We start from the raw sequence: 18615 nt of genomic DNA, 5'->3' as shown, positions 1-18615 counted from the left end.
CCGCCCCCAATGCCGCAGCAACGCGTTCTGATTCTGGGTGGCGGCGCCATCGGCAGCGCGGTGGCGGCCTTTCTGGCCGGCATGCCCGGCTGGCAGGGCCAGCAAATCACGGTGCTGGAGCGGGACCCCAGCTATGCCCGCGCCTCATCGGCCTTGTCCGCGGCCTCGATCCGCCAGCAGTTCAGCACGCCGCTGAACATCGCCCTCTCCCAGTTCGGCCTGCAGCAGCTGCGCCAGCAGCCCGAAGCGGGCTTGCAAGAACAGGGCTATCTCTACCTGGCCAGCGAAGCCGGCCGCGGCCGCATGGAAGCGCTGCACCAGCTGCAAACCCGCCATGGCGCAGCCACCGAGTTGATGGGGCCCGCCCAGCTGCGCCAGCGCTGGCCCTGGCTGGCCACCGAAGATATTGCCCTGGGCAGTTGGGGCCGCGAAGGCGAAGGCTGGTTTGATGGCTGGGGCCTGCTGCAAGGTCTGCGCCGCCAGGCCATGAAACAAGGCGTTAGCTATTTGCAGGCCGAGGCACTGAGCCTGCAGCGCGACGCCAGCGGCGCCCTCAGCGGCGTGCTGACGAATCAGGGCCTGCAACAGGCCGACGTCTATGTGCTGGCTTGCGGCGCTTGGTCCGGCCAACTGGCAGCAACGGCCGATTTGCAAGTGCCGGTGAGCGCCAAGCGGCGCAGCGTGTACGCCTTTCGCAGCGCCGAAACAGCGGCAGCCTGCCCGTTGGTGATCGACCCGAGCGGGCTTTGGTTTCGCCCCGAGGGCGAGCAATTCATCTGCGGCGGCCCACCCTTGGGTGAAGACCTCGCTGATTTGCCCCTGGACCCGGAGCCGCAACTCTTCGAAGAACGGCTCTGGCCCGCCCTGGCTCAGCGTGTGCCGGGCTTTGAGGCGCTGCGGCAGACCCGTGCCTGGGCCGGCTACTACGAGATGAATGACTTTGACCACAACGGCCTGGTCGGCGCGCTGGAGGCCTGCCCCAACTTGCTGCTGGCCTGCGGCTTTTCGGGCCATGGCCTGCAGCATGCGCCGGGCGTGGGCCGCGGCCTGGCCGAGTGGATCAGCCAGGGCGCTTATCAAAGCCTGGATCTGTCGCCACTCTCGCCCACGCGGATGGCGGCAAAACGCCCGCTGCTTGAGCTCAATGTGATCTGAGCGCAAGCACGGGCGTGGGCGTGAATAGCCAGAGCAGCCGCAGCTGCCGGAGCGGCTACAGCAGGCTCAGTCGAACTTAGAAAAGTCCGGTGCGCGCTTTTGGAAGAAGGCCTGGAAGGCTTCCATCGCTTCGGGCGAACGCAGGCGCGCGCCGAAGATTTCGGCCTCCACCTTGATGGTCTCTTGTACCTGCTCGGCGCTGTGGCGGCGCATCAGACGCTTGCTTTCGCGCACGGCGCTGGGCGCCAGGGTGTTGAAGCGCTCAGCCACGCGGCGTGCGTGGTTGGCCACTTCAGCGGCCGGCAGCACCGCATTGGCAATGCCGCACTCGGCCGCATCGGCGCCGGTGAAGGGGTCGCCGAGCAGCAGCTTTTCCGCCGCCTTGGCATGGCCCAGCAAGCGCGGCACGATCAGGCTGGAGGCAAACTCCGGCACCAGGCCCAGGCCCACGAAAGGCATGGCCAGGCGGGCGTCGTCGGCCACATAGACCAAGTCGCAATGCAGCAGCAAGGTGGTGCCAATGCCGATGGCGGCGCCGTTAACGGCGGCAATCACCGGCTTCTCGCAGCCCACCAGGGCGCGCATGAACTGGAACACCGGCGCTTCTTCATCGCGCGGCGGGCTGCTCATGAAGTCCTCGATGTCATTGCCCGAGGTGAAGATATTGGGCTGACCCTGGATCAGCACAGCGCGCACGGTCTTGTCGCTATTGACAGCGACCAGGGTGTCGGCCATCTCTTGATACATGGCGCGAGTCAGCGCGTTCTTCTTTTCGGGGCGAGCAATTTCGATGCTGGCCACGCCATTCACGATGGCGGTCTTGATGCTCATGGCAAAAACTCCTCAAATTGGGTGGTGATCATGATGCCAGCCATTGCTGCATCCGATGCCACAGACTGAATTGAAAACGCTTGCGGAAAAAGCCGAAATGGCCAATGCGGGGCTCGCCCAGCTCGGCCGGATCGATGCGCCACATCTCGGCCTGGGTGCCAGTGAAAAATTCATGCAAAGTGGCGATGCTGCGCGCCGACATGAATTCATCGTCGGTGAATGAGAGCGAAAGCATGGGCTGCTGCAGCGTGCCGTACTGGGCGCGCAGCGCGTCGCCACCCTCGACCATCATGTAATCCTTGCTGAGGCACCAGCGGCGCCACTGCGCCATCACCCCTTGCGGCAGATCGCCCACCATGCCCAGGCGCCGCCCAGGGAAATAGCCAAACAGCGGCAAACACAGGGGCACCAGGAAATACCACAGGAACCAGACCGAACGGCGCAAGCTCGGCGCATTGTCCAGCCAGTAACCATTGCCGCTGCCGACGGTGATCACGCGAGCGAGCTTCTCCCGATTGGGCAGCAGACCGAGGATCTGCCCGCCCAGGCTGTGGCCGATCCAATGAATCGGGCGGGTGTCGGCCGGTCCACCCAGGCGGCGGCACAACTCGTCCAGCGCGCCGGCGGCGTCTTGCTCGGCCCAGGTCTTGATGTCGGCCTGCAGGCCGCGCAGCGAGCGCCGCATGGCTTGCGGGCGTGAATGCCCCATCCCGCGGTAGTCAAAGCTCAGCACCAGATAACCTTGCTCGGCCATCCAGTGCGCAAAGTCCGCGTAGAAATGCTGCTCCACCCCCATTGCCGGGGCAATCACCAAGCCGGCCTTGGCCGTGGCCGGGTCGCCAAAGCATTTGCCCACCAGGGGGAATCCGTCGCGGGCAGAAAAGTGAATGCTCATGGCGGCCCTTGGGTGTGGAGGATGCAGCGGACTGGCGATTTGGCGAAAGGCAGTGAAAAAAAAGCGCGGCCGGAGCCGCGCCTTCAGTCAGCGGATCAGAGCCGCTCGATGATGCCTGCAGCGCCCTGGCCAGCGCCCACGCACATGGTCACCATGCCGTACTTGCCACCGGTGCGGCGCAGGCCATGGATGACGGACGCGGCGCGGATGGCACCGGTCGCACCCAGTGGGTGACCCAGGGCGATCGCGCCGCCGTTGGGGTTGACCTTGCTGCGATCCAGCACGATGCCCTTGCTATCCAGATCGTTCAAGACGGCCAGGGATTGCGCGGCAAAGGCTTCGTTCAGCTCGACCCAGTCCAGATCGGCGGCGGTGATGCCGGCCAACTTCAGGGCTGCGGGGATGGCTTCGATCGGGCCGATGCCCATGATTTCGGGCGGCACGCCGCGCACGGCGAAACTCACGAAACGAGCCAGCGGGGTCAGGCCGAAGCGCTTGACGGCGGCTTCAGAAGCCACGATCAGGGCGCCGGAGCCGTCCGACGTCTGCGAGCTATTACCAGCGGTGACGCTGCCCTTGGCGGCGAACACCGGCTTCAGACGAGCCAGGCCTTCCATCGAGGTGTCGGCACGTGGGCCTTCGTCGATGTCAACGATGCGGCGACGCTCGCTGACCGAACCGTCCAGCAGATTGGGCAGGCGCTCGATCACTTCGAAAGGCGTCATCTCGGCCTTGAAGTGGCCAGCAGCGATGGCGGCCAGCGCACGGCGATGCGACTCGACGGCGAATTCGTCTTGCGCTTCGCGGCTGATCTTCCACTGGTTGGCGACCTTCTCGGCCGTCAGGCCCATGCCGTAGGCGATGCCGACGTTCTCGTCACGCTCAAAGATGGCGGGCGAGAAGGAAGGCTTGTTGCCGCCCATCGGCACCATGCTCATGGACTCGACGCCAGCGGCGATCATCACCTCGGCTTCGCCGATGCGGATGCGGTCGGCCGCCATTTGCAGAGCGGTGATGCCCGAAGCGCAGTAACGGTTGACCGTCACGCCGCCCACCGTGTTGGGCAGGCCGGACAGCACAGCCGCCACGCGGGCGATGTTCATGCCTTGCTCACCTTCAGGGAAGGAGCAGCCGACGATGGCGTCTTCAATGGCCTTGGGGTCAAGACCTGGCACCTGGGCCAGCGCGGCCTGAATGGCGCGCGACAGCATTTCGTCCGGACGGGTGTTCTTGTAATAACCACGGCCCGACTTGCCGATAGGCAGGCGGGTGGCGGCGCAGATATAGGCTTCTTGAACTTGTTTGCTCATGATCCTGATCCTTTCATGATCAGTTAAATCTGTATTCAAAGACCGTGCGCGAAGGCACGGTGCGCGGCTGAGTGGGCGTAGCGAGCGGCTGTCAGGCTAGGCGGACGGAGCGCAGGAACCGGAACGTACTTCCTGTACGTGAGGATTCCGAGCACCGCCCAACGACGCATGACGGCCGCGCAGTAGACCAATCAGTTGCGCACAGGCTTGCCGGTTTGGAGCATGCCCATGATTCGCTCTTGCGTCTTCGGATGCTCCAGCAACGAGCAGAAGTGCTTGCGCTCCAAGCTCATCAGGTATTCCTCGTCGACCAGGGAACCGGCTTCCACTTCACCACCGCAGACCACGTCAGCGATCAGGCTGGCCAGGTGATAGTCGTGGGCGCTGATGAAGCCGCCGTCACGCATATTGACCAGCTGACCCTTGATGGTGGCGATGCCCGAGCGGCCGGCCACAGCGAACTTGGCCTTGAGCGGCGCGCGGTAGCCGGAGTCGAACATGGCTTTGGCTTGGGCCGAGGCCACGAACAGCAGCTCGTCCTTGTTCGGGACGATGATGTCGCTGTCCAGCAAGAAGCCGTTCTTCTTGGCTTCCAGGGCCGAAGTCGCCACCTTGGCCATGGCCGCAGTGGTGAAGCCGTCCTTCAGGAACATGAAGATGTCGGCATTGGCATTGCCAGCAGCAGCCATCTCGGCGGCACGGCGGGCGATATAGGTCAGGCCACCACCACCGGGGATCAGGCCCACGCCCACTTCCACCAGGCCGACATAGCTTTCCATGTGGGCGACGCGGCGAGCGCAATGCACAGCCAGCTCGGCGCCACCGCCCAGGGCCAGGCCACGCATGGCGGCCACCACCGGCACATTGGCGTAGCGCAGGCGCAGCATCATGTCCTGCAGCTTCTTCTCTTCCGGGGCAATGCCCTTGGCGCCCTTGGTCATGAAGACGGGCATCAGGGCTTCCAGATTGGCACCGGCCGAGAACACCTCGTCGGGCGACCAGATCACCAGGCCCTTGTAGCCAGCTTCAGCGATTTCGACTGCCTTCAGCAGGCCGTCGGTCACGGTCGGGCTGATCAGGTGCAGCTTGGCGGTGATGGAGGCGATGACAACTTCGTTGTCCTGCGTCCAGACGCGCACTTCTTCGTTCTTGAACAGCTCGGTACCGGCCTTCAATGGCTCAGCAGCACCTTCGCCGAACAGCGCTTCAGGGAAAGCCTGACGCTGGTAGACGGGCAGCTGGGCGCGCGGCTTGAACTTGCCTTCGGCAGCGCTCCAAGAACCGGCTGCGCTGTGCACGCCGCCGTTGTCGGCCACCGGGCCTTCAAACACCCAGGCGGGCAGTGCTGCGCTGGACAGGGTCTTGCCGGCAGCGATGTCTTCACGCACCCACTCGGCCACTTGCTTCCAGCCGGCTTGTTGCCACAGCTCGAAGGGACCTTGGCTGGAGCCGAAGCCCCAGCGCATGGCGAAGTCGATTTCGCGCGCGGTGTCGGCCACGGTGTCCAGATGCACGGCCACGTAGTGAAAGCTGTCACGCAGGATGGACCACAGGAACTGGGCTTGCGGGTTGGTGGATTCGCGCAGCAGCTTGATGCGGTCAGCCGCGGGCTTCTTCAGCATGCGGGCAACGATTTCGTCGGCCTTCTTGCCGCCGGCCACGTATTCGCCGGTGGCGAAGTCCAGGCGTTGGATGTCCTTGCCAACCTTTTTGTAGAAGCCGCCGCCAGCCTTCTGGCCCAGGGCGCCCTTCTCGATCAGGCCTGCCAGCACCTTGGGCGTGGCGTAGGTCGAGAAGAAGGGGTCATCCTTCAGGTTGTCCTGCATGGTCTTGACGACATGGGCCATGGTGTCCAGGCCAACCACGTCAGCGGTGCGGAAGGTGCCGCTGGAGGCGCGGCCGAGCTTCTTGCCGGTCAGGTCGTCCACCAGGTCCACGCTCAGGCCGAACTTCTCGGCTTCGATCATGGTGGCCATCATGCCGGCGATGCCGACGCGGTTAGCCACGAAGTTGGGCGTGTCATTGGCGCGCACAACACCCTTGCCGACGGCGGTGGTGACGAAGCTTTCCAGCTGGTCGATCACTTCCGGACGGGTGGTGGGCGTGTTGATCAACTCCACCAGATACATATAGCGCGGTGGGTTGAAGAAGTGGATGCCGCAGAAGCGCGGCTTGATTTCTTCGGGCAGCACTTCGGCGAGCTTGGTGATGCTCAGGCCCGAGGTGTTGGAGGCCACGATGGCGTTCGGCGAAACGAAGGGAGCGATCTTCTTGTAGAGATCCAGCTTCCAGTCCATGCGCTCTGCGATGGCCTCGATGATGAGGTCGCAGTCCTTGAGCAATTCCAGATGCTCTTCGTAGTTGGCTTGGCTGATCAGCACGGCGTCGGCCGCATCGCCCAGGGGCGCGGGCTTGAGCTTCTTCAGGCCGTCGATGGCCTTGGACACGATGCCGTTCTTCGGGCCTTCCTTGGCCGGCAGGTCGAACAAAACGACAGGCACCTTGACGTTGACCAGATGCGCAGCGATCTGCGCACCCATCACGCCAGCGCCGAGCACGGCGACTTTACGAACTTGGAATCGACTCACGGACTTCTCCTAAAAATCATGGCAGCGGCGCCCCGGGGCGCCGCCAGAAACAGCTATCGGGGCCTACTTACTCGACGCGCAACCAGACTTGGGTGCGGTAGAAGAAGCCGATATAGCCGCGCATCTCCAGCTTCTTGCCGCCCTCGACGGGCTTGAGCCGGGTCTTATAAACCTTGCCGTTATTGGGATCGAGGATTTCACCCCCGACCCAATGCAGCTTGTCATCGCTATCTTGTTTGACACCACGGATGATCTGCATGCCAGTGACCGGCTTGTCCTTGCGGTCATCGCTGCACTTGTCACACTTGGCATCCTGCTTGCCTGCCTCGAAGACTTTCTCGATCGTGCCGGTCAACACACCGTCTTTTTCGGTGATGCGAACCAGCGACTTCTCGCTCTTGCCATCGTCGTCAATCGTCTTCCACAGCCCGACCGGACTGCCGTCGGCGTGAACAAGGCCGGCGACAAGGCTCAGAACTGCAGCAGCAAACAGCTTTTTCATGGTGTCTCCAAGGGTTGTGACCGATCCACCTCTAGCGGGCGGATCTGGGCTTAGCGAAAAAGGGAATCAGAACAAGGCTTCGTCCATCTCCATCAAGGACGGCAGGCCCGCGCGGGCAGTGCGGATCAGCGATGCCGTTTCGGGCAGCAGCTTGGCGAAGTAGAAGCGTGCGGTGCACAGCTTAGCGGTATAGAACTTGTCGCCGCTGGCTTCCTTCTCCAGTGCCACCTTGGCCATGCGGGCCCAGAAGTAGGCGAAGGTCATGTGGCCCACCACGCGCAGATAGTCCACGGCGGCCGCGCCGACTTCGTCGGGGTTCTGGAAGGCCTTCATGCCGATTTCGGTGGTCAGCTTGGTGACCTTGTCGCCGATGTCGGCCAGCGGGTTGATGAACTCTTGCATCGCCTCGTTGGTGCCCTCTTCTTCAACGAAGGCAGCGATCTTCTTGCCGAACTTCCTCAGCTTGGCGCCGTTGTCACCCAGGATCTTGCGGCCCAGCAGGTCCAGCGACTGGATGGTGTTGGTGCCTTCGTAGATCATGTTGATACGAGCGTCACGCACGAATTGCTCCATGCCCCACTCGTGGATGAAGCCGTGGCCACCGAAGACTTGCATGCAATGCGAGGTCGAGATCCAGGCGTTGTCGGTGATGAAGGCCTTGATGATGGGCGTCAGCAGCGCGACTTCGTCTTCGGCTTCCTTGCGCTCGTCTTCGTCTTGCGAAGCCAGGGCGCGGTCCAGCGTCACGGCAACGTAAGTCGAGAAAGCGCGGCCGCCTTCGGCATAAGCACGCGCGGTCAGCAGCATCTTGCGCACATCGGGGTGCACGATGATGGAGTCAGCAGCCTTGTCGGGCGACTTCGGGCCGCTCAGGGCGCGCATCTGGATGCGGTCCTTGGCGTAGGCGGCGGCGTTTTGGTAAGCCACTTCGGTCAGGCCCAGCGACTGGTTGCCAACGCCCAGACGGGCGGCGTTCATCATCACGAACATGGCAGCCAGGCCCTTGTTGGGCTGACCAACCAGGGTGCCGACAGCGTCTTCCAGAACCATCTGGCAAGTCGAGTTGGCGTGGATGCCCATCTTGTGCTCCAGGCCGGCGCAGAAGATGCCATTGCGCTTGCCCAGGGTGCCGTCGGCGTTTACCAGGAACTTGGGCACGACGAACAGCGAGATGCCTTTGGAGCCTTCCGGCGCGTCGGGCAGGCGGGCCAGCACCAGGTGAACGATGTTGGACACCATATCGTGCTCACCGGCGGAGATGAAGATCTTGGCGCCGTTGATCTTGTAAGTGCCATCAGCCAGAGGCTCGGCCTTGCTGCGCAGCAGGCCCAGGTCGGTGCCGCAATGCGGTTCGGTCAGGCACATGGTGCCGGTCCACTCGCCGCTGGTCAGCTTGGGCAGATAGGTGGCTTTTTGCTCGGCCGTGCCGTGGGCATGCAGGGCCTCGTAAGCGCCGTGGCTCAGGCCGGGGTACATGGTCCAGGCCTGGTTGGCCGAGTTCATCATTTCGTAGAAAGCCTGGTTCAGCACCAGGGGCAGGCCCTGACCGCCGAACTCGGGGTCGCAACCCAGCGAAGGCCAGCCGCCTTCCACATACTTGGCGTAGGCTTCCTTGAAGCCCTTGGGCGGGCTGACCTCATGCGTGGTCTTGTCCAGCGAGCAGCCTTCAGCGTCGCCGCTGAGGTTCAGGGGCGCCAGCACCTCGGCTGCGAACTTGCCACCTTCTTCCAGCACGGCATTGATGGTGTCGGCATCGATGTCAGCGTGCGCGGGCAGCGTTTTGAGCTGCTCCACCACATTGAGCACTTCGTGCATGACAAACTGCATGTCGCGCAATGGTGGGTTGTATTGGGGCATGTCGAACTCCGGGGTGAAAAAAGAGACAGGAAGAAATGGGTGAGGCTCAGCGCCGCGGCTTTTTAGTTGCCGCTGCGGCTGCGTGTTGCTTGGCCAGCGCGTCTGCAGCCAGCCCAGCGGGCGTGGCGTAGGACTGCACGGCCCGCTCGAAACCCATGCCGGCACGGGCCAGGGCTCCGGGGTTGCGCAAGAAGCGCGCGTCGTGATGCAAGGACAAAATCAGCCCGTGCAACTCGAACAAAATCTGTTCCACATCGGCATCGGCATGCAGATGGCCGGCCTTCTGGGCCAGCACAATGGCTTTGTGCAGGGCGGCGTGCCAGTCACGCACCATGCTCACCAGCGCATCACGCACCGGGCCGATGCGGTCATCAAATTCCACCGCGCCGCTGATATAGATGCAGCCCGAATCCAGCTCCAGCGAGACGCGGCGCACCCAGCGCTCGTACAGGGCGCGCAGGCGCGGCAGGCCGCGCGGCTCGCGAATCGCGGCGAAGAAGACTTCTTCCTCGAACTTGGCGTGGTACTCGGTCACCACCGCAATCTGCAATTCCTCACGCGAGCCGAAATGGGCGAACACGCCGGACTTGCTCATCTTGGTCACATCGGCCAGGGCGCCGATCGACAAACCCTCCAAGCCCATGTGCGAGGCCAAGCCCAAAGCCGCTTCCAAAATCACGGCGCGGGTGTGCTGGCCTTTGTGCAGGGTGCGCACCGTGCGTGCCGACTTGGCCGCAGGGGCGACGGGCGCGGCAGCTTTGGCGGTGGCAGTTGACTTGGTGGGCACGGTCATGGACAGAGGCAGGTTGCGGATGAAAGCGAGCGGATGGTGGCGGGCTTGAGTTGGGCGTGGCGCCGAAATCGGATGAATCGCGGCGAATAATAAAACGAACGGTCGTTCTATTTTGCAGAAAGTTTGTCGACTTTGCATGTCAGCCCGAGGTTTTTTTGGCGATTTTTTAGAGGCTCGCGCCTAGCAGCGAACAAAGTGCTCATCTAGCGCACGCCCAGCGCCCACCCGCCACCGCACTGAGCGGCGCAATTCGCACAAGACGCACAAATAAAGCGCATTCACCCAACCGCCGCCGGACTTGGTTCGGCGGCCTGCCGGCGAACACATCAGTCTCCCGGCCTCCGATGACAGTGATTTGACGGGCGCCGCACCCGATCCGCTCCCGCCCCTAACTGTCGCCACGCACGCACAGCGGCAGCCTCTGCGCCAGGAATACTTGAGCTTGCGGGCCCACATGCAGTACGCTCCGACTTGGAGGTCTCACGCTGTGGATGTGCTTCAACTGGATGTTTCTGGTCGACCGCAAGCCTGGATCACGACCCGCGAAGCGGCCGTCATCTACGCCAGCGACGGCGTGGCTTGGACACTGGGCGATCCCTGCCAAGTGATGCGCGGCGGCATGCAGCGCCGCACGGGCCAGCAGTCGCGCATCGAGGTTCACCCCATCATTGCCGTGCGCGGCTCGGTCCCCAGCCGGGCGTGGCGACAAGCCCCCGCGCTCTCCAACCCCAAGCTGTTCGCGCGCGATCGATTTGTGTGCGCCTACTGCGGCCACCGCTTCCACGCCGATGACCTGACGCGCGAGCACATCCACCCCAGCTCGCGCGGCGGGCGCGACAGCTGGATGAACTGCATCACCGCCTGCCGCGGCTGCAACGGGCGCAAAGGCAGCCGCATGCCCGAGGAAGCGAATATGAGCCTGCTCTATCTGCCCTATGTGCCCAATCTGCACGAGGACATGATTCTGCGTGGCCGCCGCATCCTGGCCGACCAGATGGAGTTCTTGCTGGCCAGCGTGCCGCGCTCCAGCCGGCTTTACACCTGAACCTGCGCCTGTGCCTCCAGGGCCAAGGCACAACGCCTCCGGCCCCCTTCCCCGCAGCCCAAGCCTGCGTTGGCTAACCGGTTGCCGGCGAGTTAAAAAACGTCAAGCGGTCAACCTCGGCACAATGTCCGGCGTTGGGTAGCTGTCTGCCCAAGGAGAAATCAACGTGATCCCCATGAAAAAACTCTTTCTCAGCACTTCGCTCGTCGCCCTGGCTGCCTTGAGCGCTTGCTCCACCACCAGCCCAGACGTGATTTCGCGTGACCAGGCGCAGCGCATGTCGCAGATCCAGGACGCCACCGTGCTGTCGGTGCGCCCGGTGACGGTGGACGGCTCGCAAAGCGGCATCGGTGCCGTGGCCGGCGGCGTGGTGGGCGGCGTGGCCGGCTCATCGGTGGGCGGCCGCCGTGAAGGCGCCATCGTCGGCGTGCTGGGTGCTGTGGCCGGCGCGGTCGTTGGCAATGCGGTGGAGCGTGCAGGCACCCGCGAAGAAGCCGTGGAAGTGATCGTGCAACTGCGCAACGGCGAGCGCCGCTCGGTCGTGCAGGCCAAGGGCCAAGAGACCCTCGCCCCCGGCGAGGCCGTGATTCTGGTCACCACCGGTGGCAAGACCCGTGTCAGCCGCGCCCCGGCCGGCACCGCACCCGCCAGCGGCAACACCAGCAAGTACTGAGCCCGAGCGGTTTTTCGCTCACTCAACCAAGAGGTGCCGGCGCCATGCCCGCACCTCTTTTTCATTCCTGTCTGGGATGCGCGCGCCGGCCGACACACGCCGCGGCCGCGGCACGCCAAACGCCTGCCAAACCGCAAGCACAGCAAGGCCAACACCACAACAGCGTTGCCCCGGCCTCAAGATTCCCCCCATTTGCTCCGTTAGCTTGCTAAATTAGCCCCTTATCCAGGCATTGGCCAAATCGGCCGCTGGGGAAACTGCTGTCCTCAACTCATCCGCGCCGCCAGTCGTTCGCACGCGAACAACAAACCAGGTCCAAGCGCAGCCGGTGAATTGATCACAGGGAGGGGCCTATGGGTTTTGCAGAGCTTCCACTCCAAGGGATCGGCCTGATCCACCCGCTGGCGTGCCACAAGGCCGGGGCGGCACACTCATGAGCCGCCGCCAGCAGTCGGCCTCTCCCGCAGCCTCCGCCCCACCTGACGCGGGCATCACGCTGATGACCGCCACCGTGCTGCCGATCTGGAGCCGCCAGCTGCGCGCCATTCAAAACACCGTGCAAGGCGGGGCGGTGGATTTGCTCAGCTGCTTTGCCGGCATCATGGGCTTGCAGGATCTGCTGGACAGCGAACTCAAGGCCATGCCCGCAGATGCCACGCACACCCTGGCCCTGCAACAGCTCAGCCAAGAACTGGCACTGCAATGCGAGCGCGCCCTGGTCGGCCTGCAGTTTGGCGACCGCGCCACTCAGATGCTCGACATCCTGCACGACGACACCCAACGCTTCAGCCAGGAATTGCCGAATATGGCTCACGCCGATGCCGCCGAGGCACAAGCCTGGCTGGACGCCCTGGAAGCCCGCTACACCACCGACGAGCAACGCGATTCCCACCACGGCGAAAGCACCGGCCCGCCGCACAACAACGTTGAGTTTTTCTGAGCCCTGTTCCAGTCAGCATCCACAACATCAAGAGGACGCCATGAGCAAGACAATTCTGGTCATCGATGACTCCGGCAGTTTCAGAACCGTCGTCAAGCTGGCGCTGCAAAAGGCCGGCTACACCGTCATCGAGGCCGTGGACGGCCAAGACGCGGTGGGCAAGCTGACGGGCGCCAAGATCAATCTGATCGTCTGCGACGTCAATATGCCGAATATGGACGGGCTGACTTTTCTGCGCCACGTCAAAACACTGCCGACCTACAAGTTCACCCCGGTGATCATGCTGACCACCGAATCTCAAGAGTCCAAAAAGGCCGAAGGCCGCGAGGCCGGCGCCAAGGCATGGATCACCAAACCCTTCCAGCCCTCGCAATTGGTGGACGCCGTCAACCGACTCTGCGTCTGACCCCATGTGGGCCGCCCATGGCCCCCATGTACCGGTCCCATCCACCGGCCCCGTGCTTGCTGTTCTAGCCCCGGAGGTTTTGCGATGTCAGAGTCCGATCTGTTCACCCTCTCGCTCGGCCCTGAGCTGACGATTGCCCAAGCCGCCGATGTGCATGGCTTGCTGCTGGAGACCGTCGCCCGCTTGAACTCGGGCCTGCGCCTGGAGCTCAGCGGCGTCAGTGACTTCGACAGCTCCGCGATTCAGCTGCTGCTGGCCACCCAGCGCAGCCTGCAGGAACGTGCGGCCGAGTTGGTGCTGCACGAGCCCAGCGCGGTGGTGGTGGCCGCGCTGCAATGCTTCGGCCTCGACACCCAGTTGCAGCCCCTGCCCCACAGCCTGGCTGGCGCGGAGTGATGCCATGTCGATGAATGACGATGATGATGCAGAGATTCTGGCCGTTGCCCGGGCCGGCTTCCTGGACGAGGCGCAGGAAATGCTGCGCCAGTTCGAGCAAGGCCTGCTGATCCTGGAAGGAGACCCCAGTGACTCGGAAAGCCTGAACTCGGCCTTTCGCGCCGCCCACACCATCAAGGGCACGGCCGGCATGTTCGGCTGCGACGCGGTGGTGGCCTTCACCCACGAGGCCGAGACCCTGCTGGAGGCGCTGCGCTCCGGCCAGCGCCAGCTCGATGACGCCGTGGTCGCCGCCCTGCTGGAAAGCCGCGACCAGATCGAACTGCTGCTGGGCGAAGTGCAAAGCGGGGAAGCCGACCCCGCCGTGGCCGCCGCCAGCGCAGCGCTGGCAAGCCGCTTGCGCGCGCTGCAAGGCCTGGAGCCGGTGGCCGCCGCGACAAGCAGTGCCGCTGCGGGCGAGGCGGGCGCTTCGGCGACGTCGGAGCAGGCCCTTGGGACCGGCGCGACCACCAATCCCTTTTGGCATTTGTCGCTGCGCTTCGGCCAGGACGCGCTGCGCAACGGCCTCGACCCACTGGCTTTTTTGCGCTATCTGGCCACCTTGGGCAAGGTTCAGGCCATCAGCACCTTGACCGACGCCGTCCCGAGCCTGGACGCGCTCGACGCCGAAGCCTGCTATCTCGGCTTTGAGTTGCGCTTTGACTCCAGCGCCACGCGCGAAGACATCGAGCGCGTATTCGAGTTCGCGGTCGAAGACAGCGATGTGCAAATCCTGCCGCCAGGCAGCACGCCCGCCGCTTTTGAAGACCTGGCGGCCCTGCGCTGCGGCGATGACGCCGATGCCCGCGCCGGCCTGTTCCAGTGCTGGCACGAGATGGGCATGCGCTTCGCCGTGCGTCTGGAGGTGATTGAGATCGAAGCCGGCGCGGCAGCCCTCGAGGCCGAAGCCGTGGCCCCGGTCGTCATCCCTCACATCGAACGCCGCAGCAGCACCGACAGCGCCAGCAGCGGAAGCGGCGAGCGCCGCAACGACCGCCGCAGCGGCGAAGGCGAGCGCCGCGAAGGCGGCCGCGATCGCCGCGCCGGTGACGAAACCCGCTTCGTGCGCGTGCGCGCCGACAAGCTGGACAAGCTGATCGACCTGATCGGTGAGTTGGTCATCGCCGGCTCGGGCGCGCAGATGGTGGCGCATCTGGAGAACTCCGCCGTGCTGCTGGAAGCCACCCAGCGCGTCATGGATCTGGTGCAGGAAACCCGCGATGGCACGCTGGCCCTGCGCATGGTGCCCATCGGCGAAACCTTTGGCCGCTTCCAGCGGGTGGTGCGCGATGTGTCCAAGCAGCTCGGCAAGGAAGTCGATCTGGTGGTGACCGGCGGTGACACCGAGTTGGACAAGTCCATGGTCGACTCCATCGCCGATCCCTTGATGCATCTGGTGCGCAACAGCATGGACCACGGCCTGGAGACGCAGGACGAGCGGCTCGCTGCCGGCAAACCGGTGATGGGCCGGCTGAGCCTGAACGCCTATCACGATGCCGGCGCGGTGGTGATTGAGGTCAGCGACGACGGGCGCGGCCTGGCGCGTGAGCGCATCCTCAAAAAGGCGGTCGAGCGCGGCCTGATCGCCGAGGGGCAGATCTTGCCCGAGCACGAAATCTGGCAGCTGATCTTCCATGCCGGCTTTTCCACCGCCGAGCAGGTCACCGACCTGTCCGGGCGCGGCGTCGGCATGGATGTGGTCAAACGCAATATCGAGGCCTTGCGCGGCACCATCGCACTCAGCAGCGAGGTCGGCCGCGGCACGCTGACGCAGATCCGCCTGCCACTGACGCTGGCGATGATCGACGGCTTCCTCACCATGGTGGGCGGCGTCAACTATGTGCTGCCGCTCTCGGCGGTGGCCGAATGCATCGACGTGCCGGATGAATGCAGCAAGCAGGGCGAGCGCGTCAGTGGCACCTTCGACTTGCGTGGCGAGGTGCTGCCATGGCTGGACCTGGCGCGCTTTTACGGCGTCACGGCCGACCACAGCCGCCGCCGCAGCGTGGTGGTGGTGCGCGACGGGCAAACCCGTGTCGGCTTGATCGTCGACCGCCTGATGGGCGAGCACCAAACGGTGATCAAGCCCCTGTCCAGCATTTTTCAGCATCTCAAAGCCCTGGCCGGATCCACCATTCTGGGCTCCGGCGAGGTCGCACTGCTGCTTGATGTGGCGGGCCTCTTGGCGGTGGCGATTCGCAAGGGGCAAACGGACAGCAGGACGGTATCACTCAGTCACGGCAGCCCCAGCTAGTCGCCTTGACTCTGAGTTCGCTTCAGTCACTTGTTCTTTTAGGGAAGCCAGGGAAACAAAATGAGCAAACTTCTCCGCAATTTGCAGCTTTGGCACAAATTCGCCTTGCTGGGTGCCTTGGCGCTGATCTTGGCCGGTGTGCCCACGGCCCTGCGCCTGAGTGACACGCTGAACAAGATTGGCGTCGCCAAGGCCGAAGTGGCGGGGCTGGCACCTTTGAACTCGTCGCAGACCTTGCTACGTGCCCTGCAGTTGCACCGCGCGGCGGTGAACCGGGAACTCGGCGGCGATGCCAACGGCACCGCCGAGCGCGGCAAGCAAGCCGAGCTCATCCACAAAAGCCTGAACACATTGCAGACTCAGTTGAGCGAGCCCGCCATGGCGGAGGCCTTGGCGGCGACCAAAGCCCTGGCCGCCGGATTTGAGCGCCTGGGGGGCGACCTCAGCAACAAGCGCCTGCTGGCCAAGGACAATTTGCCCCGCCACGCTGAGCTGATCAAGGAAGCGATGAGCCTGATGAGCGCGGTCGCCGATGGCTCGGGCTTGACCCTGGAGCCGGACCCCGCCAACTACTTCATGGTCACTGCTTTGGTCACCCATCTGCCAAAGGCGGTCGATGCGGCCGGCGTGGCCAGAGCCGTAGGCAACGGCATGTTGACCAGACAAGAGTTCCCTCTTGACGGACGCTTCCAGACCGGCGCTGAATTGAATCAAGCGCGCAGTGGGCAGGAACAGGCCAATGAACAGCTGGGCAAAGCCATCAAGGCGCATCCGCCCCTGGCGAATGGCCTGAGTGCCTTGATGAAGGAACTCGACAGCAGCATGAGCGTCTACGCCAGCAAAGGCAGCACCGATTTGGTCAAGTCCGACAAGCCCGCCATCCGGGCCGAAGACTACTTTGCCCTGGCCAGCGCGGCAATCGAGTCGGCCTTCAAGCTGATGGACAAGACCGAAGAGCTCCTCACCGCTGCGCTGCAAGCGCATATCAACAGCCTGCAGCGCGGCGCCATGATCGAAGGTGGGGCCTTTGCCGTGGTCTTGGTGCTGGCCACGATACTGGCACTGGCGGTGGTGCGCTCAGTCACCCAGCCCCTGAACCGCGCCATTGCCGCGGCCGATGCCATCGCCGAGGGCGATTTGAGCCATCGTATCGACGACCAGGGCCGCGACGAGGCCGGCGTTCTGCTGCAGCGTTTTGGCGTGATGCAGAGCAATCTGCGCGAGCGGCATGAGCGCGACGCCCGTGTTGCCGCCGAGAGCGGCCGGGTCAAACAGGCGCTGGACCGCTGTTCCACCAATGTGATGATCGCCGACCCCGACGGTCGCATCATCTATATGAACCATTCGGTGGCGAGCATGATGCAGGGCAACGAGGCCGAGCTGCGCCGCGCCCTGCCCAACTTCGACGCCAAGCATCTGATCGGCGCCAATATCGACACCTTCCACAAAAACCCGTCCCACCAGCGCAATCTGCTGGGCGGGCTCAAGGGCGAGTACAAAGCGCAGATCAAGGTCTCGTCGCTGGACTTCTCGCTGATCGCCAACCCCATCATTGACGACAAGGGCGAGCGCCTGGGCACCGTGGTGGAGTGGAAGGACATGACGCAGGAGCTGCTGGCGCGGGCCCGCGAGCAGCAACTCGCCGCCGAGAACGCCCGGGTCAAGCAGGCGCTGGACATCTGCTCGACCAATGTGATGATCGCCGACCCCGACGGCAACATCATCTACAACAACCTCTCGGTGGCGCAGATGATGCAGCGCAACGAGGGCGAGCTGCGCAAGGTGCTTCCAGCCTTTGATTCCCGCCGCATCGTCGGCAGCAACTTCGACCAGTTCCACCGCAACCCCAGCCACCAGCGCAATCTGCTGGGCGGATTGAAGAGCGAGTACAAGACCGAGATCAAGGTCAGCTCCCTGACCTTCAGCCTGATCGCCAACCCGATCAATAGCGCCGATGGCACCCGGCTGGGCACCGTGGTTGAGTGGAAGGACCGCACGGCCGAAGTGGCCGCCGAGGCCGAAGTTGGCGCGATGGTGGACGGCGCCAACCAGGGCAACTTCGCCAGCCGCATTGCACTGGAAGGCAAGGAGCCATTCTTCAAAATGTTGGGCGAGAAGTTCAACTCCCTGGTCGAGACGGTCAGCGGCACCATCCGCGAGGTGCGGGTCGCAGCCGATCAATTGTCTGGGGCCTCGGACCAGGTCTCGCAGACCTCTCAGTCGCTCTCGCATTCCGCCAGCCAGCAGGCCGCCAGTGTGGAAGAAACCACCGCCTCGCTGCAGGAAATGGCGGCCAGCGTGAAGCAAAACGCCGACAGCGCCACCGTCACCGACGGCATGGCCACCAAGGCCGCCAAGGAGGCGATGGACGGCGGGCAAGCGGTGGGCATGACGGTCGATGCGATGAAGCAGATCGCCACCAAGATTTCCATCATCGACGACATCGCCTACCAGACCAATCTGCTGGCACTCAACGCCGCCATCGAGGCGGCGCGGGCGGGCGAGCATGGCAAGGGCTTTGCCGTGGTGGCAGCCGAGGTGCGCAAACTGGCCGAACGCAGCCAGGTGGCCGCGCAAGAGATCGGTGCCTTGGCCAGCTCCAGCGTGCAGATGGCCGAGAAGGCCGGCGACCTGCTCAGCAATATGGTGCCCTCGATCCAGAAGACCTCGGAGCTGGTGCAAGAGATTGCCGCCGCCTCAGGCGAGCAAAGCGAGGGCGTGTCGCAGATCACCGCGGCCATGAACCATTTGTCATCCACGACCCAGCAAACGGCTTCGGCCTCCGAGGAGTTGTCGGCCACCGCCGAGGAGTTGTCGGCCCAGGCCGCGCAGCTGCAGGAGCAGATGGCCTTCTTCCGCCTGGCCGACGATGAGCAGATGGACCGGGCGCGCCAACGCGGCCAGCGCTGATCAGCCGCCGCATTTCCGCCC

General features: G+C 64.1%; 15 protein-coding genes and 1 other RNA gene. 8 read left to right on the top strand and 8 right to left on the bottom strand.

All coding sequences use genetic code 11. The features are described 5' to 3' along the window. Positions 1–9 precede the first annotated feature (9 nt). Complete coding sequence (locus AABB87_RS12105) at positions 10–1155, top strand: NAD(P)/FAD-dependent oxidoreductase (RefSeq protein ID WP_341971480.1); 1146 nt, start codon at positions 10–12, stop codon at positions 1153–1155. Positions 1156–1221: 66 nt separating this feature from the next. Here AABB87_RS12105 and AABB87_RS12100 read toward each other — a convergent pair whose 3' ends face one another. The 8 genes from AABB87_RS12100 to AABB87_RS12065 form a co-directional block, all read right to left on the bottom strand. Then, positions 1222–1986, bottom strand: coding sequence for an enoyl-CoA hydratase (locus AABB87_RS12100; RefSeq protein ID WP_058720733.1), 765 nt, complete (start codon positions 1984–1986; stop codon positions 1222–1224). Positions 1987–2014: 28 nt separating this feature from the next. Further along, complete coding sequence (locus tag AABB87_RS12095; RefSeq protein WP_341971479.1) at positions 2015–2881, bottom strand: alpha/beta hydrolase family protein; 867 nt, start codon at positions 2879–2881, stop codon at positions 2015–2017. A gap of 95 nt (positions 2882–2976) precedes the next feature. Beyond that, the gene (locus AABB87_RS12090; RefSeq protein ID WP_058720735.1) at positions 2977–4191 is read right to left on the bottom strand and encodes an acetyl-CoA C-acyltransferase; all 1215 of its coding nucleotides are present in this window, start codon (positions 4189–4191) and stop codon (positions 2977–2979) included. A gap of 65 nt (positions 4192–4256) precedes the next feature. After that, positions 4257–4331, bottom strand: a non-coding RNA gene (locus AABB87_RS12085) — sX9 sRNA. A gap of 51 nt (positions 4332–4382) precedes the next feature. After that, positions 4383–6779 carry a 3-hydroxyacyl-CoA dehydrogenase/enoyl-CoA hydratase family protein gene (locus AABB87_RS12080; RefSeq protein WP_341971478.1) on the bottom strand — a complete coding sequence of 799 codons (2397 nt, stop codon included), beginning with the start codon at positions 6777–6779 and terminating at the stop codon, positions 4383–4385. A gap of 67 nt (positions 6780–6846) precedes the next feature. Next, a complete protein-coding gene (locus tag AABB87_RS12075) occupies positions 6847–7281 on the bottom strand; it encodes a DUF2147 domain-containing protein (protein WP_341971477.1) in 435 nt (144 codons plus the stop codon). A 66-nt stretch (positions 7282–7347) separates the two neighbouring features. Further along, positions 7348–9138, bottom strand: coding sequence for an acyl-CoA dehydrogenase C-terminal domain-containing protein (locus AABB87_RS12070; RefSeq protein ID WP_341971476.1), 1791 nt, complete (start codon positions 9136–9138; stop codon positions 7348–7350). Positions 9139–9184: 46 nt separating this feature from the next. Further along, complete coding sequence (locus AABB87_RS12065) at positions 9185–9931, bottom strand: TetR/AcrR family transcriptional regulator (RefSeq protein WP_058720739.1); 747 nt, start codon at positions 9929–9931, stop codon at positions 9185–9187. A 487-nt stretch (positions 9932–10418) separates the two neighbouring features. On the opposite strand from AABB87_RS12065, the gene AABB87_RS12060 reads away from it, so the two are divergent. From AABB87_RS12060 to AABB87_RS12030, 7 genes are all read left to right on the top strand, one after another. Continuing rightward, positions 10419–10976: an HNH endonuclease gene (locus tag AABB87_RS12060; protein ID WP_058720740.1), complete on the top strand. Its 558-nt coding sequence runs from the start codon at positions 10419–10421 to the stop codon at positions 10974–10976. A gap of 175 nt (positions 10977–11151) precedes the next feature. Further along, the gene (locus AABB87_RS12055; RefSeq protein ID WP_341971475.1) at positions 11152–11649 is read left to right on the top strand and encodes a glycine zipper 2TM domain-containing protein; all 498 of its coding nucleotides are present in this window, start codon (positions 11152–11154) and stop codon (positions 11647–11649) included. Positions 11650–12082: 433 nt separating this feature from the next. Continuing rightward, entirely contained in the window at positions 12083–12589 is a 507-nt protein-coding gene (locus AABB87_RS12050) for a hypothetical protein (protein WP_341971474.1), read from the top strand. Between the two features lie 40 nt (positions 12590–12629). After that, the gene (locus AABB87_RS12045; RefSeq protein WP_058720743.1) at positions 12630–12995 is read left to right on the top strand and encodes a response regulator; all 366 of its coding nucleotides are present in this window, start codon (positions 12630–12632) and stop codon (positions 12993–12995) included. Between the two features lie 84 nt (positions 12996–13079). Next, positions 13080–13391, top strand: coding sequence for an STAS domain-containing protein (locus AABB87_RS12040; RefSeq protein WP_341971473.1), 312 nt, complete (start codon positions 13080–13082; stop codon positions 13389–13391). A 4-nt stretch (positions 13392–13395) separates the two neighbouring features. Beyond that, positions 13396–15684, top strand: coding sequence for a chemotaxis protein CheA (locus tag AABB87_RS12035; protein ID WP_341971472.1), 2289 nt, complete (start codon positions 13396–13398; stop codon positions 15682–15684). A 60-nt stretch (positions 15685–15744) separates the two neighbouring features. Further along, positions 15745–18594 carry a methyl-accepting chemotaxis protein gene (locus AABB87_RS12030; protein ID WP_341971471.1) on the top strand — a complete coding sequence of 950 codons (2850 nt, stop codon included), beginning with the start codon at positions 15745–15747 and terminating at the stop codon, positions 18592–18594. The last annotated feature ends 21 nt before the right edge of the window (positions 18595–18615 follow it).

The organism is Roseateles sp. PN1 (genome assembly GCF_038419725.1).
In the GTDB taxonomy this organism is placed as follows: Bacteria; Pseudomonadota; Gammaproteobacteria; order Burkholderiales; family Burkholderiaceae_C; genus Paucibacter_A.
Note: the sequence above shows the minus strand (reverse complement) of the source record. Positions and strands in the feature narration are given on the sequence as shown.